Annotated in this window: 8 protein-coding genes; 6 read left to right on the top strand and 2 right to left on the bottom strand. The window is 72.1% G+C overall.

The window, feature by feature from the left end; genetic code table 11:
* Nucleotides 1-45: 45 nt before the first annotated feature.
* On the bottom strand, nucleotides 46-594 hold the full coding sequence (locus tag EDD34_RS12460) for a MarR family winged helix-turn-helix transcriptional regulator (protein ID WP_246012369.1): 549 nt from the start codon (nucleotides 592-594) through the stop codon (nucleotides 46-48).
* A 78-nt stretch (nucleotides 595-672) separates the two neighbouring features.
* Between EDD34_RS12460 and EDD34_RS12465 the strand changes: the two genes are divergently transcribed.
* Nucleotides 673-2,877, top strand: coding sequence for an MMPL family transporter (locus tag EDD34_RS12465; RefSeq protein ID WP_123814859.1), 2,205 nt, complete (start codon nucleotides 673-675; stop codon nucleotides 2,875-2,877).
* A 92-nt stretch (nucleotides 2,878-2,969) separates the two neighbouring features.
* Here the strand turns inward: EDD34_RS12465 and EDD34_RS12470 are convergent, their stop codons facing one another.
* Nucleotides 2,970-4,757, bottom strand: a complete 1,788-nt coding sequence (locus tag EDD34_RS12470) for a thiamine pyrophosphate-requiring protein (protein ID WP_123814860.1) — start codon at nucleotides 4,755-4,757, stop codon at nucleotides 2,970-2,972.
* Nucleotides 4,758-4,930: 173 nt separating this feature from the next.
* Here EDD34_RS12470 and EDD34_RS12475 point away from each other — a divergent pair, with 173 nt between their 5' ends.
* The 5 genes from EDD34_RS12475 (at nucleotide 4,931) to EDD34_RS12495 (ending at nucleotide 9,514) form a co-directional block, all read left to right on the top strand.
* Nucleotides 4,931-5,752 carry a sigma-70 family RNA polymerase sigma factor gene (locus EDD34_RS12475; RefSeq protein ID WP_170177066.1) on the top strand — a complete coding sequence of 274 codons (822 nt, stop codon included), beginning with the start codon at nucleotides 4,931-4,933 and terminating at the stop codon, nucleotides 5,750-5,752.
* Nucleotides 5,753-5,837: 85 nt separating this feature from the next.
* Nucleotides 5,838-6,710 (top strand): SDR family oxidoreductase, encoded by an 873-nt coding sequence (locus tag EDD34_RS12480; RefSeq protein ID WP_123814862.1) that lies wholly within the window; start codon nucleotides 5,838-5,840, stop codon nucleotides 6,708-6,710.
* Nucleotides 6,711-6,752: 42 nt separating this feature from the next.
* A complete protein-coding gene (locus EDD34_RS12485) occupies nucleotides 6,753-7,031 on the top strand; it encodes a DUF7218 family protein (protein WP_123814863.1) in 279 nt (92 codons plus the stop codon).
* A 103-nt stretch (nucleotides 7,032-7,134) separates the two neighbouring features.
* Nucleotides 7,135-8,505, top strand: coding sequence for a hemolysin family protein (locus tag EDD34_RS12490; protein ID WP_123814864.1), 1,371 nt, complete (start codon nucleotides 7,135-7,137; stop codon nucleotides 8,503-8,505).
* Nucleotides 8,498-9,514, top strand: coding sequence for a hemolysin family protein (locus EDD34_RS12495; protein ID WP_123814865.1), 1,017 nt, complete (start codon nucleotides 8,498-8,500; stop codon nucleotides 9,512-9,514). The genes EDD34_RS12490 and EDD34_RS12495 overlap by 8 nt, the downstream gene beginning before the upstream one ends.

The raw sequence follows: 9,514 nt of genomic DNA on the forward strand, positions 1-9,514 counted from the left end.
CGCGGCGAGAGTTGCGCTCGGCGACCAATTCCGGCCACCTCGCCGCTACTCCTCGTCGACCGTGTGCGCCAGGTCCTCGAGGAAGACCGCCACGAGCTCGCGCTCCGCCGGGGACAGGCGGGAGATGACGCCGAACCGGCGCGCGTGGCGGCGCCCGACGGTGAGCCGCGCCGTGCGCCGGGTGGCGGCCGTCACCTCGATCACGACGCTGCGGCGGTCGGAGGGGTGCGGATGCCGCAGGACGTGACCGCCCTCGACCAGCCGGTCGAGCAGCTTCGTGGTCGACGCGGTCGAGATCTTCAGATGCCCGGCGAGCGCGCCGGGCGTGACCGGACGTCCGTGGTGCCCCGCCGCGATCAGGTAGCGGATCGCACGCATGTCGGTCTCGCCGAGCCGCATGTAGCGGCGCGACGCCTCGCTCGCGCGGCGGTCGGCCTCACGCCAGCGGCGCAGCGCCTCCATCACACGGACGATCTGGTCGAGATCGCGATCGGCCAGCTCCTCTCGCCGGACGAGCTCCTGCCCTGGGTCGATGACCCGCGGATCCAGCATCGACAGCTCGGCCACGTCACGCGGCGCGGGTTCGGGCTCCACGCTGCGACTTTATGCCATAGGCTAATCCCTAGCCTGGCTAGCTAAATTTCGGATCACGAGATCGGACAAGGACCCGCGATGCCCCAGCACCCCTCCCGCCCCGGCCCGCCCGCCCCCGCGGCGAGCACAGCCGAGCCGGCCCCACCGGTCTCCCGCGTGCCGCGCTGGCTCCGCGTCACGCTGCCGGCCCTGCTCATCCTGATCTGGCTCGCGGGAGCGGCCGTCGGCGGGCCCTACTTCGGCCGGGTCGACGAGGTCTCCTCCGACGACCGCACCGCCTACCTTCCCGCCACCGCCGAGGCCACCCAGGTGCAGGAACGGCTCTCCGGCTTCACCGACGGGGACGCCGTGCCCGCCGTCGTCGTCTTCGTCGCTCCCGGCGAACTCACCGGCGAGGACCTCGCCGCCGTCGACGACGCCCTCGCCGCCGCCGACGGCCTGAGCACCGTGGACGGCGACATCTCCCCCGCCATCGCGTCCGACGACGGCGTCGCCGCCCAGGCCTTCGTCCCGCTGTCCGGTTCCGCCGACATCGCCGAGGCCACCGCGGAGCTCCGGGAGACCCTGGCCCGCGACCTCCCCGAGGGCATCGACGTCTTCATCACCGGGCCGGCCGGCTTCGCCAGCGACCTCACCACCGCGTTCGCCGGCATCGACGGTCTGCTGCTCGGTGTCGCACTGGCGGCGGTGCTGGTCATCCTCGTGATCGTCTACCGCTCGTTCCTGCTGCCCGTCACCGTGCTGGCGACCAGTCTCTTCGCGCTCTGTGTCGCGCTGCTGACGATCTGGCACCTCGCGAACTCGGGAGTGCTGCTGCTCAGCGGCCAGACACAGGGCATCCTCTTCATCCTCGTCATCGGAGCGGCGACCGACTACGCGCTGCTGTACGTGGCCCGCTACCGCGACGAACTCATCCACACCCCGGACCGGTGGACCGCCACGCGCCGCGCGCTGCGCGGCTCGTTCGAACCGATCCTCGCCTCCGGCGGCACCGTCATCGCCGGGCTGCTGTGCCTGCTCCTGAGCGAGCTGCGGTCCAACAGCACCCTCGGCCCCGTCGCCGCCATCGGCATCGCGTTCGCGATGCTCTCCGCGCTCACCCTCCTGCCCGCCCTGCTCCTCCTGCTCGGCCGCGCGGCGTTCTGGCCGCGGATCCCGCGCCACGACCCGGCCGCGGCGGAGGCCGCCACCAGCGACCGCGGCCTGTGGGGACGGGTCGCGGGCGTCGTCCGCACCCGGCCGCGCACCGTGTGGGTCACGACCGCGGCCGTGCTCGCCCTCGGCTGCGTCGGCATCACCCAGCTCCAGGCCTCGGGCATCCCGCAGTCCGAGCTGGTGCTCGGCACCTCCGAAGCGCGCACCGGGCAGGACCAGCTCGCCGAGCACTTCCCGGCCGGCTCCGGCAGCCCCGTCTACGTCGTCGCGCCCGAGGACGAACTCCAGCGCGCGGCCGACGTCCTGCTGGACGAGGAGGGGATCGCCGACGTCGCGGTCACCGCGGACACGCCCGCCAGGACCGCGCCCGTGACCGCCGACGGCATCGGCGCGTTCGGCCCCCCGGGGGCGCCGGCGCCCGAACCGGTGGTCTCCGACGGCACGGTGCTGCTCCAGGGCACGCCGACCGACGCCGCCGACTCCGCCGACGCCGAGCAGACCGTCCGCGACCTGCGCGCCGCCTACGCGGACACGGTCCCCTCCGCGCTCGTCGGCGGCGAGTCCGCCACCGACCTCGACACGAACGAGGCGTCCATCCGCGACCGGACGCTCATCGTGCCGGTCGTGCTCGTCGTGATCCTGCTCATCCTCATGCTGCTGCTGCGTGCCGTCCTCGCGCCGGTCCTGCTGATCCTCACCACCGTGCTGTCCTTCGGCACCGCCATGGGCGTGGCCGGCATCGTGTTCCAGGCCCTCGGGTTCCCGGGCGCGGACCCCGCCGTCCCGCTGTACGGCTTCGTCTTCCTGGTCGCGCTCGGGATCGACTACAACATCTTCCTCATGACCCGCGTCCGTGAGGAGACCCTGGCCCACGGCACGCACGAGGGTGTCCTGCGCGGACTGCGCCTGACCGGCGGCATCATCACGTCCGCCGGGCTCGTCCTGGCGGCCACGTTCACGGCGCTCGCCGTGATCCCGGTGCTCTTCCTGGTTCAGCTCGCGTTCATCGTCGCGTTCGGGGTGTTGCTGGACACCTTCGTCGTGCGCTCGCTGCTCGTCCCGGCGCTCGCGTACGACGTCGGGCGGAAGATCTGGTGGCCGTCCCGGCTCGCCCGCGGCGCGGCGTGAGGTGACACGGGGCCGTGACGGCGCGGGCGGCCGGCACGCGCACGCGCTGTCACGGCCGCCGCGTCAGCGGGTGACGGCCGGCCCGTTCACGATCATCGCCGCGGGCGGAGTTCCTGCGCCTTGGTCCGCACACCCCGCCCGACCACGTCCCAGGCGTCCTCGTCGCCCTTCAGGAGCGCCCCCGCCGTCTGCTTCATCTGCTCGAACGTGACGTGCGGCGGGATCGGCGGCACGCTGGGGTCGCAGCGCACGTCGAGCACGGTGGGCCGGTCGTTCGACAGCGCCCGGTCCCACGCCTCTCCGAGCCGCTCGGGCTCGTCGACCGCGATACCGGTGAGGCCGATCGACTCGGCGAATCCGGCGTAGGACACGTCGGGAATCGTCTGGCTCTCGGAGATCTTGGGGGTGCCGCCCATGGCCCGCAGCTCCCAGGTGACCTGGTTGAGGTCGTTGTTGTGCAGCACCACCACGACGAGCCGCGGGTCCTCCCACCTCTCCCAGTGGCGGCGCACCGAGATCAGTTCGGCCATGCCGTTCATCTGCATCGAACCGTCCCCCTCGAAGACGATCACCGGCCGGCCGGGACAAGCGAACTTGGCCCCGATGCCGTACGGCACACCCGGTCCCATCGAGGCCAGCGTGCCCGAGAGCGATCCGCGCACACCGTCGCGGAACCGCAGGTTGCGCGCATACCAGTTGGCCGACGAGCCGCTGTCGGCGACGACGACGGCGTCCTCGGGCAGGCGCGGCGAGAGCTCGCTGAAGATCTTCATCGGGTTGATCGGGTCGGCCTCGACCGCGGCCTCGGCATCCATCGTGTCCCACCAGCCGGCGACCTTCGACTCGACCGACTCCCGCCAGCCGCGATCAGCCTTGCGCTCCAGCAGCGGGAGCAGCGCTCGCAGCGTCATGGTCGCGTCACCCACGAGGTTGACCTCGTAGGGGTAGCGCATGCCGATCATGGTGCCGTCGATGTCGATCTGCACGGCGCGAGCCTGCTGCAGCGGCGGCAGGAACTGGGTGTAAGGGAAGCTCGACCCCACGGTCAGCAGGGTGTCGCAGTCGTTCATCAGCTCGTAGCTGGGTCGCGTCCCCAGCAGCCCGATGGCTCCCGTGACGAACGGCAGCTCGTCACTGAGTACGTCCTTGCCCAGGAGCGCCTTGGCCACGCCCGCGCCCAGCCGGTCCGCGACCGCGACCAGCTCCTCGCGCGCGCCGCGAGCGCCCTGGCCCACCAGCATGGCCACCCTGGTGCCCGCGTTCAGCACGTCTGCCGCCTGCCGCACCGCGGCGTCGTCGGCCACGACCGTGGGCCGATGGATGCCGCGGCTCGACGGCACCATCTTGAACTCGTGCGTGGGCGGGCTGTAGCCCAGCTCCTGCACGTCGGACGGGATGATCACGGCGGTCGGCGCCCGGCGCGTCATGGCGACCCGGAAGGCGCGGTCGATCACGTTGGGCAGCTGCTCGGGGACCGTCACCATCTGCACGTAGTCCCCGGCGACGTCCTTGAAGAGACTCAGCAGGTCGATCTCCTGCTGGTAGCTGCCGCCCATGGCCGTGCGGGCGGTCTGGCCGACGACGGCCACGACCGGTACATGGTCGAGCTTCGCGTCGTAGAGACCGGTGAGCAGGTGGGTGGCGCCGGGACCGGAGGTGGCCATGCACACGCCGACCCGGCCGCTGAACTTGGCGTAGCCGACGGCCTCGAAGGCGCTCATCTCCTCGTGGCGGGACTGGATGAACGACGGGTCGTCGCCGGCGCGCTCGAAGGCGCCGAGGATGCCGTTGATGCCGTCGCCCGGATAGGCGAAGACGTGCTCGACGCCCCATTCGCGCAGCCGTCCGAGCAGGAAGTCGCCGACGGTCGCGGTACTCATGCTGTCCTCCTGTGCTGTTCACCGGGGTATCGGGGGGACGGTACCCAGCAGGCCGGAGTCCAGACGCCCCCGCGCGCTCGCACGCGTGCCGGGGGTGCGTTACGTTCGGACCGAAGCACACCCGTGGCTGAGCCAACCGCCACACCTCGCTCTCGATCCGGGAGTTGATCCCTGTGCCTGCTTCTTCTCTCCTCGCCGGCCGAACCGAGCCGGTCCCCGCCGAACGCAAGCGCCGTACCGCGCGGCTGCTCGAACAGGCCCATGAGTCCCGCGGGGCCGCACGCCGGCGCCTGCTCGACGAGGTGGTCCTGCTCAACATTCCGGTCGCCAGGACGCTCGCGGCGAGGTACCGGAACCGCGGCCAGCCGCTGGAGGATCTCGAACAGGTGGCCTGTCTCGCGCTCACGCACGCCGTCAGCGCCTTCCGGCCCGACCGCGGCGATGACCTGCTGGTCTTCGCGATGCCGTGCATCCTCGGCGAGCTTCGCCGCCACTTCCGGGACACCACCTGGACGGTGCGCCCTCCGAGACGGGTGCAGGAGCTGCGCCCGCGGGTGCTGGCCGCCGAGGAGCGCCTCGCCCAGGAGCTGCGCCGCTCTCCCCTGCCTCGCGAGCTCGCCGAGGACCTCGGCTGCGACCAGGAGGAGATCCACGAGGCGTGGGGCTGCGGCGACTGCGCGAGTCCGGCGTCCCTGGACGAGGCACTGCCGGGCCGCTCCGGCGGCACGGTCGTCGACCAGCTCCCCGACGACGAACCGGGGTACTCGCGCAGCGAGGCGATCGCCGTCCTGGCGCCGGCCTGCCGCCGGCTGGGGCCGCGCGACCGGACGATCCTGCGGCTGCGGTACTACGAACAGCTCCGGCAGAGCCAGATCGCCGAGCGGCTGGGGATCTCCCAGGTCCAGGTCTCCCGCCTGCTCCGGCGGATCCTGCGTGACCTGCGGCAGGCGATCACCTCGGGCGGTCCGGCCGGCGCACCGGCCGACGCCGCGTGAGTGGCTCGGTCACCGACTCCCGGATGCCGGGCTCCTGTCCGGGGTGATCGTGAATCGGCTCGCCGCGAGTGGGTACCGCAGGGGCATGAACACACACGACGAAGATCCTCAGTTCCCTTCCCAGCAGCAGGAACCGCCCGGGCTCACCGGGGAGATGCGGCCGGAGCCGGACCACGGCGAGCAGAGCTACGTCGGCCACGGCCGCCTCGACGGGCAGGTCGCGCTGATCACCGGCGGTGACTCCGGTATCGGCCGGGCGGTGGCGCTGGCCTACGCGCGTGAGGGCGCGGACGTGGCCTTCACCTACCTGCCCGAGGAGAAACCCGACGCCGACGTCACCACGGACCTGGTCCGCCAGGCGGGGCGGACGGCGCTCCCGCTCGAGCTCGACCTGATGGACCGGTCCGCCTGCGACGAGGCCGTCGAGCGGACGACGAAGGAACTCGGCAAGCTCGACATCCTCGTCAACAACGCCGGGTTCCAGATGGCGCGGGACGAGACGATCGACGAGTTCACCGACGAGCGTATCGACCGCACGCTCAAGACCAACCTCTACGCCCTGCTGTGGCTCGTCCGGGCCGCGGCACCCCACCTGCGCGAGGCACGGGGATGCGTGATCAACAACGCCTCCATCCAGGCCTACTCGCCGTCGACGAGCCTGCTTGACTACGCGGCCACGAAGTCGGCGATCAACAACCTGACCGTCAACCTCGCGGCGCAGTTCGGCCCCGACGGCGTCCGGGTGAACGCGGTCGCCCCCGGACCGATCTGGACGCCGCTCCAGCCGGCGACCCAGCCGGTCGAGAAGCTGCGCCAGTTCGGCGCCGACACACCGCTCGGGCGAGCCGGGCAGCCCGCGGAGGTGGCCCCGGCGTTCGTGTTCCTCGCCTCGCCTGGCGACGCCTCGTACGTCTCGGGAACGGTTCTCGGGGTCACGGGCGGCAAGGCCGTCTTCTGAGCACGCACCACCGCTGACGTCACGACCGAAGGAGAGATCACGATGCCCAGGTCCCGGAGCGAGGATCCCGGTCCCAGCGTGAAGGACGAGGAGGTGTACGAGGCCCTCCGGCGCGAGGGCGCGGGGAAGGAGAAGGCCGCCCGCATCGCGAACGCGAGCGACGCCTCGGGCCGCTCCGCCGTCGGCAGGCGCGGCGGGAAGGCCGAGCCCTACGAGGAGTGGACCGTCGACGACCTCCGCCGGCGTGCCGCGGAACTCGACATCGACGGCCGTTCGACGATGCGCAAGGAGGAGCTGATCTCGGCGCTGCGAGACCGCTGACCGCCGGTTGGCGACCCGGAACCGGCTTCGGGTACCTTCTGGCTATGGACGCCGACGCACACAGTCCCAACCCGCTGTCGCCCGATCGAGGAGGCCCTCTCCGGTGATAGCGGCGTGGCTGCTGGTCTTCCTGACCGTCGTTCTGATCTCCCTCAACGCCCTGTTCGTCGCCGCCGAGTTCGCGCTCGTCACCGTCGACCGGCCGACGATCTCCCGCGCCGCCGATTCCGGCGACCGGCGTGCGGCCTCGGTGCTCAAGGCGCTCAAGTCCCTCTCGACGCAGCTCTCCGGCGCGCAGCTGGGCATCACCGTCACGAGCCTGATCGTCGGCTTCATCGCCGAGCCCTCGATCGCGGCGCTGCTGGCCGTCCCGATCGAGGCCACCGGGCTGCCGGAGGCGACCAGCCTGGGCATCGCGCTGACCGCGGCGCTCATCATCGCCACCGTGGCGCAGATGGTCTTCGGTGAGCTGATCCCGAAGAACTGGGCCATCAGCGAGCCCGTGCGCGTGTCCCGTGCCGTCGCCGGGGCCCAGCGACTGTTCACGGCCTTGTCACGGCCGTTGATCGTCGTGCTCAACGGCGCCTCCAACGCGATGGTCCGCGCGCTCGGGATCGAGCCGCGCGAGGAACTGGCCTCGGCGCGCTCCGCCCAGGAACTGGCGACGCTGGCCACGCGCTCGGCCGCGCAGGGCCTGCTGGACCGCGGGGCGGCCGACCGGCTGGCGCAGGCTGCCGAGTTCGACCAGCTGACCGCCGCCGACGTGATGACTCCCCGCCCCCGCGTCCGGTTCGTCGAGGCCGGCACCACCGCCGAGGAACTGCTGGCGCTGACCGCCACCACCGGTCTCGCGCGGTTCCCGGTGCAGGGCGACGACGTCGACGACATCGTCGGCGTCGTGCACTTCAAGGCCGCGCTCGGCGTGCCCGCCGAACGCCGCGGTCAGGTCATGACGACCGCCCTCATGCAGCCCGTGGCGGCCGTCCCGGGCATGATGACGCTCGACGACGTGCTCGCCGAGCTGCGCGGCGGGCTCCAGCTCGCGGTCGTGGTCGACGAGTACGGCGGCACCGACGGCATCGTCACCCTCGAGGACCTCGTCGAGGAGGTGCTCGGCGAGATCGACGACGAGCAGGACCGGCCGGTCGGCAGGACCAGGCGCCTGCCCGACGGAGCCTGGAGCCTGCCCGGGCTGATGCGCCCGGACGAGGTCGGCGACGCCACCGGGATCGAGGTGCCCGAGGCCGAGCACGCCGACACCATCGGCGGCATGATCACCGAACGGATCGGACGCTTCGCCCGCACCGGCGACGCGATCGAGGCGGACGCGTTCGACCGTTCCCACCTCGACGACGACGGCCTGCCGATCCCGGTCCGGGCGCGGCTCGAGGTCACCGGTGTCGACGGCCGCCGTGTCGCGCGCGTCCGCCTCACCACCCGGCCCGCCACCACGGAGGAGAACGACAGTGAGTGACTGGGCCGGCATCGTCACGGGCATCGCCCTGCTGATCGGCAACGCGTTCTTCGTCGGCGCCGAGTTCGCGCTCATCTCCGCGCGGCGCAGCCAGATCGAACCGCGTGCCGCCGCCGGAGGGCGCGCGGCACGACTGACCCTGCGCGCCCTGGAGCGGGTCTCCCTGATGATGGCCGGGGCACAGCTGGGCATCACCATGTGCTCGCTCGGGCTCGGCGCGGTCGCCGAACCGGCCATCGCCCACGCCATCGAGCCCGGCCTGGACGCGCTCGGCGTCCCGCACGGACTGCTCCACCCGATCGCGCTCGTCATCGCGCTGACGATCGTGGTCGCCTTCCACATGACCGTCGGCGAGATGGTGCCGAAGAACATCGCCATCGCCGCGCCCGAGCGCGCCGCGCTCGTGCTCGGCCCGCCCCTGTACGTCGTCGTCGCCGTGTTCAAGCCGCTGCTGGTGGTGGTGAACTGGATCGCCAACCACGTGCTGCGGCTGCTGAAGGTCGAACCCAAGGAGGAGGTCGCCTCGGCGTTCACCGCCGAGGAGGTCGCGGGGTTCATCGCCGAGTCCACGCGCGAGGGACTGCTCGACGCCGAGGCGCACGCGCTGCTGTCCGGGGCGCTGGCCATCGGCGACGCCAGCGTCGAGACGATCATGGTGCCCCGGGACAGCCTCGTCACCGCCGAGACCGAGACGGCCGTCGGGGAGTTCCAGCGGCTGTGCGTCGAGACCGGGCACTCCCGCTTCCCGGTGACCGACGACGGCGAGATCGCCGGCTACGTCCACATCAAGGACCTGCTCGACCACGATCCCGGGCGGGCCCTGCCGTCGCACGAGATCCGGCCCCTGGTCCGCCTGGCCCGCACCACGCCGCTCGACCGGGCGCTGACCGAGATGCAGGCCGCCACCACGCACGTCGCCCTGGTCACGGACGACGCCGGTCAGGTACTGGGCGCGGCGATGCTCGGCGACGTGATCAACCGCGTGACCGGCGAGCGGGTCGCCCTCTGA

Origin of the sequence: Myceligenerans xiligouense, assembly GCF_003814695.1 — a bacterium.
GTDB lineage: Bacteria > Actinomycetota > Actinomycetes > Actinomycetales > Cellulomonadaceae > Myceligenerans > Myceligenerans xiligouense.